The organism is Paraglaciecola sp. 2405UD69-4 (assembly GCF_047525415.1).
In the GTDB taxonomy this organism is placed as follows: domain Bacteria; phylum Pseudomonadota; class Gammaproteobacteria; order Enterobacterales; family Alteromonadaceae; genus Paraglaciecola.
Genome location: NZ_JBLIXM010000004.1, coordinates 56,725 through 77,095 on the forward strand (window position 1 = coordinate 56,725; position 20,371 = coordinate 77,095).

At 42.0% G+C, this 20,371-nt stretch carries 18 protein-coding genes; 12 read left to right on the plus strand and 6 right to left on the minus strand.

What is annotated here, in order from left to right; translation table 11 throughout:
- Positions 1-10: 10 nt before the first annotated feature.
- The gene (gene pmbA, locus ACMUMK_RS14210; RefSeq protein WP_414701809.1) at positions 11-1,336 is read right to left on the minus strand and encodes a metalloprotease PmbA; all 1,326 of its coding nucleotides are present in this window, start codon (positions 1,334-1,336) and stop codon (positions 11-13) included.
- 145 nt (positions 1,337-1,481) lie between these two features.
- Here pmbA and yjgA point away from each other — a divergent pair, with 145 nt between their 5' ends.
- Positions 1,482-2,021, plus strand: a complete 540-nt coding sequence (gene yjgA / locus ACMUMK_RS14215; protein ID WP_414701810.1) for a ribosome biogenesis factor YjgA — start codon at positions 1,482-1,484, stop codon at positions 2,019-2,021.
- A gap of 82 nt (positions 2,022-2,103) precedes the next feature.
- Here yjgA and ACMUMK_RS14220 read toward each other — a convergent pair whose 3' ends face one another.
- Complete coding sequence (locus ACMUMK_RS14220) at positions 2,104-3,618, minus strand: YifB family Mg chelatase-like AAA ATPase (RefSeq protein WP_414701811.1); 1,515 nt, start codon at positions 3,616-3,618, stop codon at positions 2,104-2,106.
- Between the two features lie 467 nt (positions 3,619-4,085).
- Here ACMUMK_RS14220 and ilvD point away from each other — a divergent pair, with 467 nt between their 5' ends.
- The 7 genes from ilvD to ACMUMK_RS14255 all read left to right on the plus strand — a co-directional run bounded on the left by ilvD (position 4,086) and on the right by ACMUMK_RS14255 (position 12,651).
- Positions 4,086-5,933: a dihydroxy-acid dehydratase gene (gene ilvD / locus ACMUMK_RS14225; RefSeq protein ID WP_414701812.1), complete on the plus strand. Its 1,848-nt coding sequence runs from the start codon at positions 4,086-4,088 to the stop codon at positions 5,931-5,933.
- Positions 5,934-7,478, plus strand: a complete 1,545-nt coding sequence (ilvA, locus tag ACMUMK_RS14230) for a threonine ammonia-lyase, biosynthetic (RefSeq protein WP_414701813.1) — start codon at positions 5,934-5,936, stop codon at positions 7,476-7,478.
- 34 nt (positions 7,479-7,512) lie between these two features.
- On the plus strand, positions 7,513-8,433 hold the full coding sequence (locus ACMUMK_RS14235) for a glutaminase (RefSeq protein ID WP_133468959.1): 921 nt from the start codon (positions 7,513-7,515) through the stop codon (positions 8,431-8,433).
- A gap of 686 nt (positions 8,434-9,119) precedes the next feature.
- Positions 9,120-9,374: a type II toxin-antitoxin system Phd/YefM family antitoxin gene (locus ACMUMK_RS14240; RefSeq protein WP_414701814.1), complete on the plus strand. Its 255-nt coding sequence runs from the start codon at positions 9,120-9,122 to the stop codon at positions 9,372-9,374.
- On the plus strand, positions 9,367-9,627 hold the full coding sequence (locus tag ACMUMK_RS14245; protein ID WP_414701815.1) for a Txe/YoeB family addiction module toxin: 261 nt from the start codon (positions 9,367-9,369) through the stop codon (positions 9,625-9,627). Before ACMUMK_RS14240 ends, ACMUMK_RS14245 begins: the two co-directional genes overlap by 8 nt.
- A 540-nt stretch (positions 9,628-10,167) precedes the next feature.
- Positions 10,168-11,262, plus strand: coding sequence for a polysaccharide lyase family 7 protein (locus tag ACMUMK_RS14250; RefSeq protein WP_414701816.1), 1,095 nt, complete (start codon positions 10,168-10,170; stop codon positions 11,260-11,262).
- A gap of 147 nt (positions 11,263-11,409) precedes the next feature.
- Positions 11,410-12,651, plus strand: a complete 1,242-nt coding sequence (locus tag ACMUMK_RS14255; protein WP_414701817.1) for a leucine-rich repeat-containing protein kinase family protein — start codon at positions 11,410-11,412, stop codon at positions 12,649-12,651.
- Between the two features lie 16 nt (positions 12,652-12,667).
- Here the strand turns inward: ACMUMK_RS14255 and ACMUMK_RS14260 are convergent, their stop codons facing one another.
- Genes ACMUMK_RS14260 through ACMUMK_RS14275 form a run of 4 tightly spaced genes read right to left on the minus strand, consistent with a single transcriptional unit; the run spans position 12,668 to position 17,609 of the window.
- Positions 12,668-13,624 (minus strand): nucleoside hydrolase, encoded by a 957-nt coding sequence (locus tag ACMUMK_RS14260; protein WP_414701818.1) that lies wholly within the window; start codon positions 13,622-13,624, stop codon positions 12,668-12,670.
- A complete protein-coding gene (tsgA, locus tag ACMUMK_RS14265; protein ID WP_414701819.1) occupies positions 13,621-14,832 on the minus strand; it encodes an MFS transporter TsgA in 1,212 nt (403 codons plus the stop codon). The genes ACMUMK_RS14260 and tsgA overlap by 4 nt, the downstream gene beginning before the upstream one ends.
- A gap of 27 nt (positions 14,833-14,859) precedes the next feature.
- Positions 14,860-16,233, minus strand: a complete 1,374-nt coding sequence (locus ACMUMK_RS14270) for an amidohydrolase family protein (RefSeq protein WP_414701820.1) — start codon at positions 16,231-16,233, stop codon at positions 14,860-14,862.
- Positions 16,234-16,238: 5 nt separating this feature from the next.
- Positions 16,239-17,609 (minus strand): nucleobase:cation symporter-2 family protein, encoded by a 1,371-nt coding sequence (locus ACMUMK_RS14275; RefSeq protein ID WP_414701821.1) that lies wholly within the window; start codon positions 17,607-17,609, stop codon positions 16,239-16,241.
- A 107-nt stretch (positions 17,610-17,716) separates the two neighbouring features.
- Here ACMUMK_RS14275 and ACMUMK_RS14280 point away from each other — a divergent pair, with 107 nt between their 5' ends.
- From ACMUMK_RS14280 to ACMUMK_RS14295, 4 genes are all read left to right on the plus strand, one after another.
- Positions 17,717-18,616 (plus strand): LysR family transcriptional regulator, encoded by a 900-nt coding sequence (locus ACMUMK_RS14280; RefSeq protein ID WP_414701822.1) that lies wholly within the window; start codon positions 17,717-17,719, stop codon positions 18,614-18,616.
- Positions 18,617-18,996: 380 nt separating this feature from the next.
- Complete coding sequence (locus tag ACMUMK_RS14285) at positions 18,997-19,185, plus strand: hypothetical protein (RefSeq protein WP_414701823.1); 189 nt, start codon at positions 18,997-18,999, stop codon at positions 19,183-19,185.
- Positions 19,186-19,272: 87 nt separating this feature from the next.
- Positions 19,273-19,701: a hypothetical protein gene (locus ACMUMK_RS14290; protein WP_414701824.1), complete on the plus strand. Its 429-nt coding sequence runs from the start codon at positions 19,273-19,275 to the stop codon at positions 19,699-19,701.
- A gap of 115 nt (positions 19,702-19,816) precedes the next feature.
- The gene (locus ACMUMK_RS14295) at positions 19,817-20,167 is read left to right on the plus strand and encodes a hypothetical protein (protein ID WP_414701825.1); all 351 of its coding nucleotides are present in this window, start codon (positions 19,817-19,819) and stop codon (positions 20,165-20,167) included.
- The last annotated feature ends 204 nt before the right edge of the window (positions 20,168-20,371 follow it).

The window sequence follows — 20,371 nt, forward strand, 5'->3', positions numbered from 1 at the left end:
AGGTTTAAAGCTATTCGCCTGCAATCTGCATTTCTTCAATTAACACAGAACCTGTTTGAATACTGCCTCGAGTTTCTTGGGTTTTACCAATCGCTACAATATTCATCAGCATGTCTTTGAGGTTACCGGCAATAGTAATTTCGTGAACTGGATACTGAATTATGCCGTTTTCCACCCAAAAACCTGCTGCTCCCCGCGAATAGTCACCAGTCACAATATTTACCCCTTGTCCCATTAGCTCAGTAACAAGTAAACCTGTTCCTAATTTTTGCAACATGGCTTGGTCCGATTCGCCAGTATGCTTGATAAACCAATTGTGGATCCCACCTGCATGCCCAGTGGTTTGCATTTTTAGTTTACGAGCAGAATAACTAGTTAATAAGTAGTGGTTGAGCACTCCCTGACTAATGATATTCATATCTTGAGTTTTGACACCTTCATGGTCAAAAGGCGAGCTAGCTAAGCCTTTTAACAAATGCGGCTTTTCATTGATCTCAAACCAGTCAGGCAATACCTGTTGCCCCAACTTGTCTAGCATAAAAGATGACTGCCTGTATAAACTGCCACCACTTATAGCGCTAATCAGGTGAGCAAATAACCCAGAGGCTATTTCACGGTCAAACAATACCGGTACTTTACAAGTTTTTACTTTACGGGCACCTAGGCGGTCTAGTGTAAATTTAGCTGCTTCTTGGCCAATTTGTTCTGGGCTAGCTAACGAAGCAACTTCTCGGCCGACTGTATAGCTATAGTCCCGTTGCATATCGCCATCTTGCTCACCTATAACCACACAACTTAAGCTATAACGGCTGCTATTGTAGCCCACGTTTAAGCCATGGCTATTGCCGTAAACTTTTGTACCTAGATTGGCGTTATATGATGCACCATCAGAGTTGGTGATACGCTCATCGACATTCAAAGCGCTGGTTTCAGCAGCGATAACCTGTTCAATGGCTTTTTCAGTATCCAACTCTATAGGGTGGTACAAGTCTAAATCAGGAGCGTCAAACGCCATTAAAGCTTTATCAGCAAGACCAGAGCAAGGATCGTCGCTGGTATGTTTGGCTATTTCTATGGCTTTTTCTACTGTAAGTTGTAAAGCTTTTGGTGATAAATCAGCAGTAGATGCACTGCCTTTTTTCTGCCCATGGTAAACAGTAATACCTAAACCACCATCGTTAGTGAACTCTACCGTTTCTACTTCTTTGAGTCGTGAAGAGACGGCTATACCTTCAACTTTAGACATGCTGGCTTCAGCTTGTGTTGCGCCTTTCTGCTTTGCGAGTTTTAAGACGTCTTCTACGATATTTTGAATTTCTGTTAATTGTTGTTGCATGAGACCTTCGTTATCAACCTTCGGCTATGTTTCAAGCATTTTATGCAATCATATTGGGTTCAAACCCTTATGAATGATTTTGCCTGTAGTTTATTCTTGCTTTGGGGGTTACAATCTTCACTAGTGTATCACTAAAGATAAAGCCATGGTTGCACCTAAAAGAAACAAAGACGTTGAAGATGAGTTTGACGTAGCAGAAGACACAGAACACCTCAGTAAAACGCAAATAAAAGCGCAAATGCTTGAGAGACAAAAACTAGGAGAGTCCCTTGTTCACCTTGGGCAGTCATCCTTAGCCAAAATCCCTATGGAGACTGAACTGCTTGAAGCAGTCATGCTGGCTCGTAAAATTTTGCGTAAAAAAGAAGGCTATCGTCGCCAATTGCAGTTGATTGGCAAGATTATGCGTAATCAAGACATTGCACCTATAGAACAGGCAATGTTTAACATTAAGTCGGCCCATAAAAAGTTAAATGACGCATTTCATGAACTTGAATTGCTTCGTGACGCGGTTTTGGCTGAGGGCGACAGTAAAATTGAAGAGCTTATTGCACAGCACCCCATACTGGATAGACAAAAGTTACGACAGTATGTGCGCCAAGCTAATAAACAAAAGGCTGAGAACAAGCCCCCTAAGGCTTCAAGAGAGCTGTTTAAGTATCTAAAACAAGAAATTGGAGAGTGATGCTAACTCTTTGAGGCTCTAATCAAAGATGCTAGTCATGATTTTTGAGCCTCAGCAGTTTTAGTACTTTTTCGTCCAACCTTTAGTTGTTAGTTAGCTGAGCTAACATCCTATCAAACGCCCTGTAATGTAAAGCTTCAGCTAAATGAGCTTTTTCTATATGTTGACAGTTTGCCAAATCCGCTATGGTGCGCGCTACTTTCAGTACGCGATGATAAGTCCTCAGTGAGAGCCCTAATTTCTCTACCGCATTATGTAAAAATATTTGGTCGGCTTGGCTTAAAGCACAGTATTTTTCGATTTCTTTGCTGCCAAGTTGCCCATTAGGCTTACCTCTTTGCTTAATTTGTAATTGGTGGGCTTTAACTACTCTAGCTCGCACAGTATCGCTGTTTTCTCCCCTAGATTTAACTTGTTCAGAAAAGTCATTATTTGGCAGCTTAGGAACATCAACTTGCAGATCGATACGGTCTAAAAACGGCCCCGAAATACGGTTGAGGTAGCGTAATACTTGATCGCTGCTGCTACGGCCATCTTGTAAACTGCCAGTTGGGCTAGGGTTCATGGCTGCAACTAATTGAAAACGTGCCGGAAATTGAGCTTGTCTCGCTGCCCGAGAAATACTTACGGAGCCAGATTCTAAAGGCTCTCTGAGTACATCTAAAACTTTACGATCAAATTCTGGAAGCTCATCAAGAAATAGCACTCCATTATGGGCCAATGATATTTCCCCTGGGCGAGGGATACTGCCGCCGCCAACCAAAGCCACCGCCGAGCTAGTATGATGAGGGTGCCGGTAGCTTCTTTGTTTCCAGGTACTTGGGTCTACGGGCTTCCCAACGATGGAATGGATAGCTGCAGAAGCTAAGGCTTCTTCATCAGACATTGGCGGCAAAATAGTAACCAAACGACTTGCTAGCATGGTTTTTCCTGTGCCTGGGGGGCCTGTAAATAATAGGTTGTGGCCGCCAGCTGCGGCTATCTCTAGTGCACGTTTACCGCCAGCTTGCCCCACTACATCTTGCAGGTCGTTTTCATAGTGTAGGGTTCTTTGGGTAAACTCAGCTTGATAGAAGTGTAGATTTTTTTGTCCACTAATGTGATGAAATACATCTAGTAATTGATTAGCTGCGAAAATTTGCGCTCCTTCAATGAGTGAGGCTTCTGCGGCATTGACTGCGGGAAGTATCGATACTCTATTTTCTTTGTGGCTAGCATAAGCAAAAGGTAATGCCCCTTTGATGGAACGAATCTCGCCAGAAAGTGCTAACTCGCCCACTAATTCTATATTTTGTAATGAATGCTCAGGTAATTGACTACTGGCGGCAATAATGCCAATGGCAATAGCTAAATCAAAACGCGCGCCTTCTTTGGGTAAATCCGCGGGGGCCAGATTTACAGTAATACGTTTGGCAGGGAATTCAAATCCAGAGTTAATTAAGGCACTGCGAACCCTATCTTTAGCTTCGCGAACCGATGCTTCTGGCAAACCAACTAAGTTAAAACACGGTAGTCCATTCGCTAGGTGAACTTCGACACTCACCAAAGGAGCTTCTATACCCACACTGGCTCGAGAATAAACAATTGCTAAAGACATAAGCCACTCCATTTGCTTATTTAATTGATATCTTAAGGCTAGTCTTAACCTAGAATTTTGCGAGTAATAAATATTTATTGCTTATTGTGCCTTGGTCTTTAAATATGGATAAATAGATAGAATTTAAATGATGGTAATCTATTGAAGTTATGAATGGTCCATCTTGAATATATGATCCTCTAAAATGGCATATAGCAATGCTTGATCAGCTTGTTACCTTCGTGATATTTCTATACCCCAGTGATGATATAAAAATCTTGTAATCTAATGCCCTATTCTTTTCTGCCCAGTGTAAAAACAAATTACCTGACATTATTGGTGGTGATTATTACATCGCGGGGATAGTGGTTATACCTTTTTAGACTACTAAACCCCTCGCACGAAAGTACGAGGGGTTTTTTGTTAACAAGATAAAGCATCAGTCGTTACCTATAATTCGTTTTAGACAATTAATTAAGAGTGAAATAATGCCAAAATTACGTTCAGCCACCAGTACTCAAGGCCGCAATATGGCGGGTGCCCGCGCACTATGGCGCGCAACAGGGATGAAAGATGGTGATTTTAATAAACCCATTATTGCTGTCTCTAACTCATTTACCCAATTTGTACCGGGGCATGTTCATTTAAAAGATATGGGGCAACTGGTTGCTCGTAGTATAGAAGCAGCAGGTGGTGTTGCAAAAGAATTCAATACTATAGCTGTGGATGACGGTATCGCTATGGGTCACAGCGGTATGCTTTATAGTTTACCTTCACGGGAGATTATCGCTGATTCAGTGGAGTATATGGTAAATGCCCATTGTGCCGACGCTATTGTGTGTATCTCAAACTGCGACAAAATCACCCCAGGCATGTTAATGGCTTCAATGCGCCTAAACATACCGGTAATTTTTGTGTCTGGTGGGCCAATGGAAGCAGGTAAAACCAAGCTTTCTGACCAACTAATTAAGCTCGATTTAGTCGATGCCATGGTGGCAGGTGTTGACGATAACATAAGTGATGATGACAGTGAGCAGGTTGAGCGCTCTGCTTGCCCAACATGTGGTTCGTGTTCTGGTATGTTTACCGCAAACTCTATGAACTGCTTAACCGAAGCATTAGGTTTGTCTTTGCCGGGTAACGGTTCAATGCTAGCCACACATGCTGACCGTGAAGGCCTATTCAAACAAGCCGGAACGCAAATTGTTGAGTTATGTCGCCGTTATTATGCTGAAGATGACGAATCTGTTTTACCTCGTAATATTGCTAATTTCAAAGCCTTTGAAAATGCTATGTGTTTAGATATTGCTATGGGTGGATCAACCAACACAATCTTGCATTTATTGGCTGCAGCAGTTGAAGGTGAAATTCCATTTACCCTTGGTGATATTGATAGGCTATCTCGTAAGGTGCCGCATCTATGTAAGGTAGCGCCGTCTACCCCTAAATATCATATGGAAGATGTACACAGAGCCGGTGGCGTTATTGGCATATTAGCTGAGTTAAATCGTGCTGGTTTATTACATCCTGATTCACCTCATGTATTGGGAACAAGTATAGGTGATGTAATCAGCAAGTGGGATATCGCTAATGGTCAAAATGAACATGCACTAGAGTTCTATAAAGCGGGACCAGCTGGTATTCGTACCACAAAAGCTTTTAGCCAAGATTGTCGCTGGCCAACGGCAGATACTGACCGTGAAGACGGTTGTATACGTAATATCGACCATGCCTTCAGTCAAGAAGGTGGCCTAGCAGTATTGTTCGGTAATATCGCTGAAAACGGCTGTATTGTAAAAACAGCTGGAGTGGATGAGTCTATCCATAAATTTACAGGCCGTGCCCGTATTTTTGAAAGCCAAGATGAAGCAGTTGAAGCTATTTTAGGTGATAAAATCGTTGCTGGTGACGTAGTTATTATTCGTTATGAGGGCCCTAAAGGTGGCCCGGGTATGCAAGAAATGTTGTACCCAACTACCTACCTAAAAGCCAAAGGCTTGGGTAAGGAATGTGCGTTAATTACCGATGGGCGTTTCTCGGGTGGTACTTCAGGGTTATCTATCGGTCACTGTGCTCCAGAAGCAGCAAGTGGCGGTGGCATAGGCCTAGTTGAAGAAGGCGACAGCATTAGTATTGATATTCCGGGTCGTAAAATTGGTATCGATATTAGTGACGAAGAAATGCAGGCGCGCCGTGACAAGATGAATGCTAGTCCTAAACCATGGAAGCCAGTGTCTAGAGAAAGAAACGTATCATTAGCGTTAAAAGCCTATGCTTTGTTAGCCACAAGTGCTGACAAAGGTGGTGTTCGCGATGCGTCTAAATTGGAAGAGTAAATGACACGATCTGCCAATGAATACCTGCAAAAAATAATACAAGCGCAGGTGTATGACGTAGCTGTAAAGTCTGATTTGCAAAAGCTAGATAAATTGTCTGAAACCTTAGGCAATGAAATTTGGTTAAAGCGTGAAGACCAACAGCCGGTGAAGTCTTTTAAACTTCGTGGTGCATATAACAAGCTTAGCGAGCTGTCTGCGGAACAATTATCCAAGGGCGTGGTAGCCTCATCTGCGGGTAACCATGCTCAAGGTGTGGCGCACTCGGCCCGTAAAAAACAAATCAAAGCCACTATTGTTATGCCCGCTACTGCCCCTGATATCAAAGTAGAAGCTGTGCGTAACTTTGGTGGTGAATATGTAGATATTGTGCTGCACGGTAGCAGCTTTGATGAGGCAAAAGCCGAAGCAGTTCGTTTGTCAAAAGAGCGTGGCTACACTATGGTTGCGCCTTTCGATGACGAAGATGTCATAGTAGGTCAAGGCACAATCGCTCGAGAATTATTAGAGCAAAAACCGGATCTGGACACTCTGTTTATCGCTGTAGGTGGTGGTGGCTTAATTGCTGGGATTGCTGTATTTATTAAACAGCTTAAGCCAGACGTTAAGATCATCGCCATTGAATCTGATGAGTCTGCTTGTTTGCAAGCTGCCATGGCTGCAGGTAAGCCAGTACCCCTAGATCACGTAGGTATTTTTGCAGACGGTGTGGCCGTTAAAATTATTGGTGATGAACCATTTAGGCTATGCCAGCAGTATGTTGATGAAGTCATTACTGTTAATACAGATGAAATCTGTGCAGCCATCAAAGATATTTTTGATGACACCCGAGTAATAGCAGAGCCTGCAGGGGCCTTATCTATTGCCGGAATGCACAAATATTTAAAAGCTAATCCGCAACAAGGTAAAAAGTTTGCTGGGATTTTATGTGGCGCTAACATCAACTTTCATACCTTGCGTTATGTGTCTGAACGTTGTGAATTAGGCGAGCAAAAAGAAGCAGTAATTGCCGTTAAAATCCCCGAAAAAACGGGTGCATTTAGACACTTTTGTTCTTTACTTGGTGGTCGCGCAATTACAGAGTTCAACTACCGCTACGCCACAGACAAAGAAGCCCATATATTTGTGGGTATTCGTTTACGAGATGGCCAAACAGAACTTAAACAGTTAACTGATTCGCTCACCGTTAGCGGTTATCAAAGCTTTGATTTATCAGCAAACGAAATGGCGAAGTTGCATGTTCGTTACATGGTAGGTGGCAGACCGCCAACGGCTATCAACGAAAAGCTATTTTCCTTTGAGTTTCCTGAGCACCCAGGTGCATTAATGAAGTTTTTAGATACTCTAGGCGAACGCTGGGATATCACTTTGTTTCATTACCGTAACCACGGTGCAGCAGAAGGCTTAGTGTTAGCTGGATTTGATATTGCTGATGCAGACAGAGCAAGCTTTGATCAGCATCTAGCAGAGCTTGGTTATGTGTATCAAGAGCAAACTCACAACCCTGCTTATCAGTTTTTCTTGTCTGACTTGACGGGTGTTTAAAGCTCTTCACTGACACCATTACTAAGAGTAGAGCATGCAACAGATAGTCGACGATATTGCGGAGCAAATGGCCGCGAAAGCCGATAAAGGCAAAGTGGCCAGCTATATTCCCCAGTTAGCTCAGGTTGACCCTGAGCAGTTTGCCATTAGCGTGGCCCTGCCAGATGGAGCCATTTATAGCGCAGGGTGTGCTCACACGCTGTTTTCAATACAAAGTATTTCAAAGGTATTTACATTAACCTTAGCTCTGGGCAAGTTAGGCGAACGTCTTTGGAATAGAGTGGGCCGCGAACCCTCAGGAGACCCGTTCAACTCTATTGTGCAGTTAGAGCACGAACACGGAAAACCCCGAAACCCCTTTATAAATGCTGGTGCAATCACTGTAGCTGACATTATTTTACAAGGTCACCAGCCTAAAGAAACCCTAGCCGAAATTTTGCAATTTATGCGCTTTGTGGCAAATGATGACACCATTAGCATAGATGAAAAAGTCGCCCGTTCTGAACTAGAAACTGGCGACAGAAACGCTTCATTAGCCCACTTTATGGCATCCTTTGGGCACTTCGAAAACCCAGTGGATGCAGTACTAGGGACCTATTTTCACCACTGCTCAATAGCTATGAATACCCAACAACTCGCAACCGCTGGGCTATTTTTAGCAAATGATGGGGTAAACCCCACTACGGGATACCGTGTAGTCTCTTCTAAGCGCGCCAAACGTATCAATTCTCTAATGCTTATGTGTGGTCATTATGATGGCTCAGGAGAATTCGCCTTTAGAGTAGGCTTGCCAGGTAAAAGTGGTGTAGGTGGAGGGATTATGGCAGTTGCACCGGGCAAGGCGTCGATTGCAGTCTGGTCACCGGGCTTGGATCCTATAGGTAATAGTAAACTTGGTACACAAGCCTTGGAATTACTCGCTAGAAAAACAGGCTGGTCAGTGTTTGGGCAGTAAGCTTGTTAGGAGCATTGGCTTTGCCGACTAAAAGATTAGGCAGTTAAACAGTTAGCTAGTATTGATGTTCAAGTAAGTAATAGTACTGCTGATTGATCCTGTTATGACTGAAATTCCGCATAACAGCAAGATCTAGGAAAAATTCCGTGTTTAAACACGGAATTTTTCCGGATATTAATTTTGTTATGAGCCCTCGTAATTTTGGTTGTTTCGAGGATAAGAGGTATTGAAAGTGGTGGAATTAAAGGATCATAATAAGCGGTATATGTTGTGGCATATACCACTACTACTGATACCAATTTCACTCTGTTCTGGAGCTATTTATTGGTCGTTGAGTTTTTTGGAATTAAACGGATTCAATAAATGGGCTGACGGCAGATACTCTGGGTTATTACTTTTTTTATCAGCAGCAATTTTCTTGATTTTGTGTGTTTCTAATATTTTGAAAAATCTATATCGATTTATTAGACATAAAAAGGTGCAATCGGGCACATAACAAAAAAATTAAGTCACTCACTTCGTTCGCTGGGACGCATACACGTGGGCTGCTTCGCATTTTAGCCCACATGTATGCGCCCCTTATTTAAAAGTTAGCAGCCCTTAAAATTCAGAGTTGTCTTAGATCTTGCACATGTATCATTGAACAGTTAAACTTGTCTTGTTTATTGTACAACTACGAGGTGTTTATGCGCATAGTATCTTTTACAGAAGCTCGAAATGGGCTTAAGTCGGTACTAGATCAAGTTGTAAATGATGTAGATTACACAGTGATAACTCGGAGAGATTCTGAAGACGCAGTCGTAATGTCCTTGGATCATTATAATAGTCTTATGGAAACTGTTCATTTACTTAAATCTCCAGCTAATGCTGCTCATTTATCTAAATCAATTGAGCAGTATAATTCAGGTCAAGTAAAGTCTAGAGACTTAATAGATGGTTAGACAACTTGCATGGACTGATGAAGCTTGGAGTGATTATGTCTACTGGCAAAGCCAAGATAAAAAGACTTTAAAACGTATAAATAAATTAATTTATGACTCCAAGCGCTCTCCATTTGAGGGTATTGGTAAACCTGAGCCATTAAAAGAGAATTTATCTGGTTTTTGGTCTAGACGAATAGATGAAACTAATCGTTTAGTTTATGCAGTATCGGATTCATATTTAACTATCATTTCCTGTCGCTATCACTATTAGTGTAAGCGGCAGCTAACAAACCAAGTCAGCGGGACATTAACACGCAGGCTCCCGTCACTTCGTTCCGTATTTAAGCCAACGTGTTATTGCCCCTGCTTGGGGCGTTGAGGCTGTAGAAAAAGTCGTGAATAGTTTGTTTTTTGTTCGTTTTTTACTTCCCTCAGATCATGGTTTGTGATCAAATAGGTATTATCAATTAGGCATAGGAGCCTCGGTGATGCCACGCTTTATTTCACTCAACTATCAGCAAAATACTATGGTAATGATTAACTTCCTAGAGCAACTTTAAACGGGTACGTTTGAGTATGCCATTCACCATTTGATTGAAGATAAGCTCGACTCTAAGTATCAAAATGATGAAACGAGGCGACCAGCTTACGACCCGGCGGCTTTGCAGAAGATTACTTTAGATTAAGGGAAGTTAGAGCTAAATGAGTTTATTTGTTAACATAGTGTTTAAGGGAATAGAAATAAAGATCTTACGGATAAGGCACAGTTTAAATATTTAACGTTTTTATACCCTACGAATAAAGAGATTTTATGAAAGCTTTTTCTAAGTACCTAAAATATAAGAAAATGGTAGTAACGCTATTGTTGACTGCATGTATTACTGAAAGTGCGGTTGCAGATGTGCCAGCCGATAAATTTGATTTAAGTGAATGGAATATTACGCTCCCCACAGACGAAAATAATGACGGTAAGCCAGACTCAGTATCTGTAAAAAAGATCCAAGACTTTGAGCACCCAGACTTTTTCTACTTAGATGAAAACGGAGGCATGGTATTCACCACTCCCAATAAAGCGAGTACTACAAAAAACACCACGAATACTCGTAGTGAGTTACGTCATATGTTGCGTGGTAAATCTACCCGTTATAAGACTCACTCACCTCAAAACAACTTTACAGTGGCAAGTAACCCTATCGCCAAAAAATTCAAGCGAATTGGGGGTAAATTAGAAGCCACTCTTAAGGTAAATCATGTATCTGTTAGAGCAAAATACCCAGAAAAAGCACCTGCTTTTTCGGTGGTTGTTGGACAAATTCATGCTACTAAGTGGGACAAGCCCGTCAAAGGCTTTGGTTGGGGCAATGAACCACTTAAAATTTACTTTAAAAAGCACCCTAACCATGACACAGGCTCTGTTTTTTGGACCTACGAGAGAAACCTACCAAAAGACGATCCTAACCGTATAGATATTGCTTATCCAGTTTGGGGGAATACTTGGCTAAACCCTGAAGACCCAGGAGAGCAAGGCTTGTCATTGGGCGATGAGTTTAGTTATGTGGTAAATGTTCATAAAGATGTGATGTATTTAACCTTTACAACTCAAGGTCATGAAACGGTAGAATATGCTATCAACTTAGCCAATGCAGTTAATGCTTATGGAGAGTTGGATAAGTTAGATCACCCTTATGGATACACTCTAGATTTTAATTACTTTAAAGCCGGTGCCTATAACCAATGTAGTACTAAAGATGATCCTGCCTTTTGGTACCCAGCTTGTCCTGGCACAGGTAACTGGGAAGAAGATAAAGCCAATGGGGATTACTCAAGTGTGACATTCTCACGTCTTGTCGTTACTGAAAGTGAGCCACCAAGAGAAGGCCATGGTACTCCTCAAGTATCTGAGTAGTACTCTGTAAACACCTTTAAAAAACGGGCTTTGGCCCGTTTTTTGGTTCTGAGGGTGACAAACATAAGGGTATGTCTTTACTATCTTTTTTAGGGCTTTTTCAGTAGGCTTCTGCTCGTTGTTTTCCTTTGTTAAAGGTGCTCTATTTTGCACACTCTTTCTGAATTACGTTCTGGTCAATTGGCTGGTGCTTCAAAGCTAACTTTATCTGCAAACTTAACTGAATTTCCTATGGAGATTTTATCCTTAGCAGATAGTTTAGAGGTGCTAGATTTATCAAATAATCGATTAACCAGTTTGCCTGATGAAATACAGCAACTAACCAAACTCAGAATACTATTTGCTTCTAATAATCCATTTGAAACCTTGCCGGAAAGTCTTGGTAAGTGTCCAAATTTAGAGATTGTGGGTTTTAAAGCTAATCAGATAAAGCATGTGCCTGAGGGAGCGCTTCCCAAAAAGCTACGTTGGTTAATTTTGACCGACAATCAAATTACTGCATTGCCTCAGTCATTGGGTGAGCGACACCTAATGCAAAAATTAATGTTAGCTGGAAATCAATTAGCTGAATTGCCAAGTAACCTTTCACAGCTTACCAATCTTGAGTTGGTGCGTATTTCGGCGAACAAGCTTACCAGTTTCCCTGAGCAGTTATTAAGCTTGCCCAAACTGGCATGGGTAGCGTTTTCGGGTAACCCTTTTAGTCATGTAAATTATCAGGCTCTGACAGTGCCTCAAGTCTCTTTATCAAGTATTCAGGTACAAAATGTATTAGGGCAAGGTGCGTCTGGTGTGATTTCAAAAGCACAGTGGCAAGCGCCTCAAGTAGAACTCCCTGAACATATCGCTGTTAAAGTGTTTAAAGGTGAAGTAACCAGTGATGGATATCCAAAAGATGAGATGCAAGCTTGTTTAAAGGTGGGGGCTCATCCAAATTTAGTTAGGCCATTAGCCCAGGTAGCAGAGGATGATTGTTTGGCTTTGGTGATGGCGTTAATACCAAAGCATTATCGTAACCTTGGTTTACCACCTAGTTTTGACACCTGTACCCGTGACACTTTCAAGGAGGGTGAGAGCTTATCTATAGCGCATATCGAAAAAATAGTCGCTCAAATGCAATCAGTATTTGCACACTTACATAGTAAACAAGTTTGCCATGGCGATTTATATGCCCACAACACCCTGATAGATGATGAAGGAAACATGATCTTTGGCGACTTTGGTGCTGCGAGTATGTATCACATGTTAAACCAAAAGCAGCAAGCGCAGATTGTAGAGATAGAGCGCAGAGCTTTAGGGTATTTCATCGAGGACTTATTAAGTATCTGCGCAAAAGAAGATAGAGATAGTGCAGGGTTTGCAAAGCTAAAAAAGATAATCAGTAATTAGCAAACCCTGTTAGGTCCTATAAGCTGAGGGTTTGCATGTATAAATCTAATAACCCTTGGCTATCAACATCAGTACATACTTGTTGTTTAGGCTTATTATGCCAGTCATCTACTGGGAAGGTTTTTTCTATGGTTTTGCAAAGTGTCATGCCTATGGCTGGGCCTTCGCAAACCACTCGTATTGGCCCTTGTTTAACCTTAAATAATTCTGGGGCTAACAAGTAAGCGACTGCGGATGAGTCGTGTACATAAAAACCGTCTAACCCCGCGCTTTGTTTGTGAAAGTCGCTGTAAAAGCGGCTGATTTGATAGATAAATTCACCGTAAACCTTTGACTCATTTCTAAGATTTTCTATGTATGCATTGCTCATAATGGTTTGCTGCGTAACATCTAAACCCACCACTGTTAACGGCCAGTTTGCTGTAAACACAATATCCGCTGCATGTGGATCGCCTATGATATTGGCTTCGGCATAGGGGCTAACGTTACCTGTATGGCCGTTATGGCCAAAAGCGCCGCCCATTACAACCACTTCTTTTACTAATGGGATAATGTCTGGGGCTTTCTGTAGTGCTAGGGCTAAATTCGTTAAGCGCCCCACTGCGATAAGTGTTATCTCATTGGGGTACTCCCGTACTGTGTCGATAATAAAATCAAAGGCTGAGCGTGGATCGGTTTCTAGGGGAATGGTGTCGGGTAAATCAATATCCCCTAGACCATTTTGCCCATGTACAAAAGTAGTGGGCTCACCAGCCGGCACTACTAACGGGGTGTCAGCTCCTGCAGAAACATTTGTCGCAATGGAAAAACGCTGTTTTAGATACAAGGCATTGCGAGTGGCGTTTTCTATGGTGGCGTTACCGAATACTGTGGTGATCCCCATTAAGTCAATTTTACCGCTGGCATGTGCAAAGAGTATGGCCATGGCATCGTCTATCCCTGGGTCGGTATCAAAAATCACTTTGTTATTCATACTGAGGTTCCTTGTGATGTATGTGTTGTAAGGGCTTTTTGTTCTAGCAATAAGCAGGTGGACATTAAAATTGCCACAAGTACAAACCCAAGCACTGTCATTAACATAGCACTACTTACACCAAAGTGTTCGACCACAAGGGCCGAAAGTGCCGGTGCTATCGTGCTTCCTACTGTAGCTGAACACAGTAAAAAGGTAACTAGAATAGGTGGGGCATTTGTTATTTGCTGGGAGCCCACCGAAATCCCTAGCTTGAAAATACAAGAAGTCATTAACCCAAGGCCCAAGGTAACTGTTAAAAACCAGTCTGGGTCGTCAGTGGTATAAAGAAGGGTTGATAACATTATAGCGATAGCTATTACGGCCAGTAATAAAGGCCGAGTGGGTACCTTAATTACCAGTAGCGTAACCGTAAGTAGGCCAAATATAGAAGGCCCCCAGTAATTACCCACTGCAGCGGCAGCTTGGCTAGCTTCAAGGTTAAGGGCTTGCTGTAAGTAATTAGGCGCCCAAGTTAAAAAGGTGGTTTGAGTGGTAAGGTAACAGCACAAGGCAATGGCCATGATAAAGACTCTTGGGGTCCAAATATTAACTTTTGGCTCGGCTTTATCTTCTTGAGATTCTTGATTGTTAGGAGTTGGCTGTTTGGGAAAGTTTAGGGTGAAACATGCTATTAATATCAGTAGAGCTAATATACCCACAGCGCCATAACTAATGGTCCATAATTGATTAGCTGATAGTAATATTACCGCCAATGAAGGAAACACAAAGCCAGCTAAACTAAAGGAGCAATCGGTAGCCAAAAAGGCAGAGGCGCGCTTTTGTTCGTTATATAAATTGGCAATTAATACCGCCCCGCCCGCTAAGCCAACGCCACAGCATAACCCTAATGAAAATAAGTAAAAAGACACGGAACCTTGTGAGCGGTTATCTAAGGTCACCATTAAAATCAATAGGCCAATAAAGGCGGCGTAATTTACTTTAAAAATCTGCCTTAAAGCAAAGCGACCATACACCAGCATAGCCACAAAAGTACCGGCAAAGGTGCCACCTGTTAATAGCGAGAACAAAGAGGCAGCTTGGGTAATGCTTATATTCAAATATTCGGATACAGGAGCAATCAACACACCTATTTGGGTGAGTAACCCAGACATAACCATGTAGGTCATAAAAGCGACCATGGTTAAAAGTACTTTGTTTATCCCCATTTTATTTCCTAGTAGTGTGGTGTTTGGTTAGGAGGTTAGCGCCCGCTTTATCGCGCCTTTGGTGCTATCTAACCAAGCTTGGCGCCGCTTAAACAAAGCAGGGGCAGCTAGGTTAACTTGTTCGATAAGTTGTTGTATGTCGTGTTCAAGTAATTGGCCATTTTCTACTAGTACTTTTCCGGCCACCATAGTCATATCAACATCTTGCCCCTGTACCGCATGGACTAAGTTGTAATGAATGTTCATCAGTGGCCCTGAATCAATAAGAGGTGTCATGCGAGGTGTATCACAGCGAACCGCTATCATATCAGCAGACTTACCCACCTCAAGTGAACCAGTTGTATCTGCTAACCCTAAAGCTTTTGCCCCATCAATTGTGGCCATGCGGCATATATCCCACGCATCAAGGGCGGCGGCATCTAAGCTAGAAAATTTAGCCAGTAGTGATGAGGTTTTCATTTCTTCAAACATGTCTAGGTTGTTGTTTTCTTTTTCACCGTCAGTACCTAGCCCCACGGAAACGCCAGCTTTTAACATAGCCACTATAGGTGCTGCACCTGAGGCTAGTTTCATGTTGCTAATAGGGTTATGGGCCACACCTATTTTGCGCTGTGCCATAAGCGCTATTTCGGTATCATCGGCCCACACGCAATGGGCTAATAAGGTTTTTGGGGCATCTAGTAATCCGAATTTCTCTAATGCCTGAATCGGTCGTATGTTGTATCGTTCAAGGGTTTGTTCTACGTCAAACTTGCTTTCGTTGCTGTGGGTGTGAAAGCCAACTTGGTAGTCTTGGCACATATCGGCGATACGCTTTAATGCTGGTGGCACGGCATAAAATAAATGCTCTAGACCCACCCACACATGTATACGGCCATTGGCTTCTTGATGCCAGTTATTAATAAGTGCTTCGTTACTGTCTAGGGTTTCAAAGTAATCGTGATCTGGGTGCTCGGCAACATAAGGCACTAAGCAAGCTCGAATCCCTAATTGCTTAGCAGCATCTGCACTGCCTTCCATGTAGCGCCACATATCAACAATACAGGTGGTGCCAGATAACAATGCCTCGGCATAACATAGCCAAGACGACAAACTCGCCTCTTTGGCGGTCAACACCTTATGCATAGGATCAATATATTGCTGCAGCCAATCCCACACTGGCAATCCCTCAGCTGTGCCCCGCAACATGCCAGAGTGGCAATGGGTATTGATTAACCCTGGCATTAATATGCGCTTAGCATAGGTTTTAACAGGTACATTAGGATGTTGGCTGAGTAGCTCACTAGCTTTATCCAATTGTTTGATAATGCCATGTTCAACCAATACAGCACCATCTTTGATAATGGTATTGTTGCTATCCATAGTGACTAGGTAATCGGCTTGATAAAGTGTGGCTGTCATGGTGGTTAACCTTTGTTTGCTTGTTGAGAGTTGGGCTGATTAAAAATAGCGTTGAGTAAAATGGCAGTGCACACGCTTAAGATAATGCCACTGTCTGTAAAAATAGCACTCCATCGTGGTAGGTGTTGAAAGTAAGTAGGAGCAATCATAGGAATTAAGCCCATTCCTACACTTGCGGATACCACTAATAAATTAGAGCGTGAATCAGTAAAATCTACCTGACTTAAAATTCGTACTCCCATCACGGCCACCGTGCCAAACATCACCATAGCGGCAGCGCCTAAAGCATACTGGGGAATAGACGCAATAATAAATGCCATTTTAGGTAGGCAGCCAAGGGCAATTAAAATAAACGCACCAGCAGCTGCAACATAACGGCTTTTCACGCCACTTATAGTGACTAACCCTATGTTTTGCGAAAAAGAAGTGTAAGGAAAGGCATTAAACAAGCCCCCTAGTAAGGTACCAAGCCCATCGGAACGTAAGCCCCTAACTAATTGTTTTTGGTCCACCTCTTTGTCTACTAATTTACCTAAGGCTAAAAACATCCCAGTGGACTCAACCATAGTCACCAGCATGACGAGTGACATAGAACAAATAGCTAAAAAATCGAAGGTGGGCATGCCTAGGCTTAACGGTTTGATAACCGCCACCCAAGGCTCGTTATTTAAGCCAGTTAATGAAATATCCCCAAGTAACCAAGCTGCAATAAACCCAGCAAGCATAGCAACCAAAACAGAAACATTACTCAAAAAGCCTTTTGCAAAACGATTGATTAGTAAGATTAAACTCAGCTGCAACAAGCTAACCAGTAAATAAATGGGCTTACCAAAATCTGGGTTAGCCGAACCATCAGCAAGAGTTGGGCTGCCACCTGCCGACCACTCTATGCCCACTTTCATTAAACTAATGCCGATTACTAATAACACTGAGCCTGTCACTACAGGGGGGAAGAACTTCATCAAGCGGCCCATAACAGGGGCAAATAGAATCCCCAATATTCCAGAAACAATAATCGCACCGTAAATCCCCGGCAAGCCCAGCTCTGGGTTAACACCTATGGCGATCATGGGTGCGATAGACGTAAAGGTTACGCCCATCATTATGGGTAACTTAATGCCAAAATAACGATTCCCAAAACACTGCACTAAGGTGGCAAGCCCAGCTGCGAATAGATCGGCATTGATGATAAGCGACAAGGTTTCTTTGGGTAGGTTAAGGGCTGCGCCCAAGATAAGAGGGACTATTATGCAAGCCGAGTACATCACCAATACATGTTGTAAGCCCAGTAACAAGGTTGGTGCCATGGGCAGGGTTTGATCCACTGGGTGGATGTTGCTCTGTGTGTGGTTTGTTTGTGACTTAAAATATGTCATCTCTTACAACCTCAAAACAAATTGTTGGGCAATAGATTAAATTTACTCTGCTGGGCAGAGTGTGCAAAATAGAAACTATTAAAAATTTTAATAGTTTTGTGGTGATTATGCGTTTGTCGATTGAACAGTTAACAGCATTTTGTGCGGTAGCGAGCGAAAAGTCTTTTTCGGCAGCCGCCCGAAAATTGGGTAAATCTCAGTCGGCTTTAAGTATATCAGTCGCCAACCTAGAGATTGATTTTGGGGTGAGTTTGTTTGACCGAACTAGCCGATACCCAGTGCTAACTAAACATGGTGAGTCATTGCTACGAGACGCCGAAGCCATATTGCATCAATGTTCGTCCATGGAAAACCGCGCTAATAGTTTAGCAGCCGAGCTTGAAAGCCAAGTCACTATTGCTATTGATGAAACTATTCCGTTTCAACTGTTAAACCACAACTTAGCAGGGTTTGCAGAGAGCTTTGCGCCAGTAGATTTAAATATTTTACATCCATCGTCACAGTATATTCAGCAGCTGATAGAGCAAGGTGAGGCGTCTTTGGGTATTATGTGTGCAGGCACTCACTACCCAAAAAACATCCACTTTAAAAGGCTGGGTAATATTGTATTTGCCAATGTAGTGCACAGAGAGCACCCCTTAGCTAAGCTGCCACAGGTGAATTTTGAGCAGCTCAATCAACATAGGCAACTGGTGTACTCACCCTTGTTAGAAAAACTCCCCACCAGTGAATACCTTAGTGCCACCAACCAGTGGAAAATGTCGAGCTATCTCACCTTAATGAACACCTTATGTACGGGAATGGGCTGGGCAACCGTACCTAAACAACTTATGTTAGATTTACAGTTACAAGACCAATTATGTGAATTACAGCTTACATCATATCCCCACACAGAATGGGAAGTGGGTGTGGATTTAATCTGGTCATCTAGCGAGCGTTTAGGTAAAGCAGGCAGCTGGCTAAGAGATGCATTTGGGGTGACACCAATTAAGCCAGTGTTACTGTAACGCTAGGTGTGATGATATTTTTTGCAGTATTTAAAAAGGCTGTATTAGCTCATTGCATAGTTAACATGTAGTCAACTTTGTACTGTAAATACGATGATTTTGTTTTCATGTTGAATACTCAATTAAACTGTTTTTTATACACTGTGGTTTGGTTTCCCCTATATTTAGGAAAATGCGCGGTTCGCGCATTTTTGTGGGATCATAAAAATTTCAAACTCCAAATTTTTCTTTAGTTAGCAAAGTGTTACTGAATTTGGTAAAAATAGATAAATTAAGAAAGTGCGCAATTTGTAAATTGAAAAATGCGCAGTTTGCGCACTATTAAATTGTTATAAAGCAAAGCTGAATTTAGATTCAGTTGAAATAAAAAAGGAAGTTGTATGTTTTGGGTAGAAATTATTAGTTTTATCTTGTTCGTTGTTTTAACGATCATCGGGTATAAATCAAACAAACGTAACATCATGCTTTTAGCTTCAATAATCTTGCTAATTGGCTTAGCTGGTCCGGATTTTTTGTCTGGATTTTCAGAAGGCTATAATGATGCAACTGCTAGCAATAGAGCTTTATAACAAAAACATCATGGTGGGAATTTTACTCGCTGAAAAAGCGCTCCTAAAATCCCCATATGTTAAGCGCTATGTGGCAAGGAAAGTTTAGTGAAAATATTCATAGGGTTTTTAGTTTTAGTAATTACTTTTGTTTTGCTAGTTACTTTTAGCAGTAGAGTTCAAGTATATTTACTTCACAAAATGTATTCTCTTGGCTCTGGTATGGACGACGGTGCTACTGAGTTGTTTATTCAAAACAAACAGCGCTACAAACCAGTTGTTTTAGATTTGCTCAATGCTGAGAATTCAAATTCCTACAAAGCCCAAGCATCATTCTTGTTTGGAGAGCTTTTGTTGGATGACCCAGATATAAGTAAAAAGATTCAGGATATATCTCAAAATCATGCAAACAAACACATTAGGTGTTTTTGGTTTGATGTATTAGATGGTCGTTTTGAAAATGTTCGTATTAGTGGAAATGAAGATGATAAATTTGCTGCTTATGTCGTTAGAGATAAAGGCAGTAGATGTGAGTAAATTCCATATAACAAGTTACCTAAGTTCGCCGCAAAAAGCGCGGCTGGGACAAATTTTCACTGGGCAAAGCCCAACAACGTTCGCATTTGCTCCTTGGTAAAGCGTTAGTGTTCAAATGAGCAAAGACGAAATATTACAATTAATAAGAGCATCTCGAACAAATGGAACAAGTTCTCCGTTCGTTGGTGCGCTTGATCGTGAAGCTGAAATTGATAAGTCTTTGGCGCAGCTAGAGAGCTGCCTAATTACACCAGTTTCGGTACAGGTTGAAGCTGCCTATCATCCACAAGAAGATTGCGAATTTATTAATAAACAAAATGTGGTAGCCATTGCGCAATGTAATGAAGAGTACTTGCTCTATGCCACTAGGGCTAAGCTCTTTGCAAAGGCATGGAAAACGGGTGAAAACCAATTTACTATTTTAGGGTTCTCAACGGACGATGTGATCGCAGAATGGCGGGGCTAAACACTAACAAGTGCATCACGGTAGGAATTTTATTCACTGAAAAAGCGTTCCTAAAATCCCCATATGTTAAGCGTTGGTATGACTCCCCACGTCAAGTAGGACGAGCGATATCCTACTTCTTTTTAAAGCCATTTTTTAGTTTATTAAAATGAGTTAACCCATCGAGTGAAGCAAGTAAATTCGTCGGTTGTCATGCTGATATCC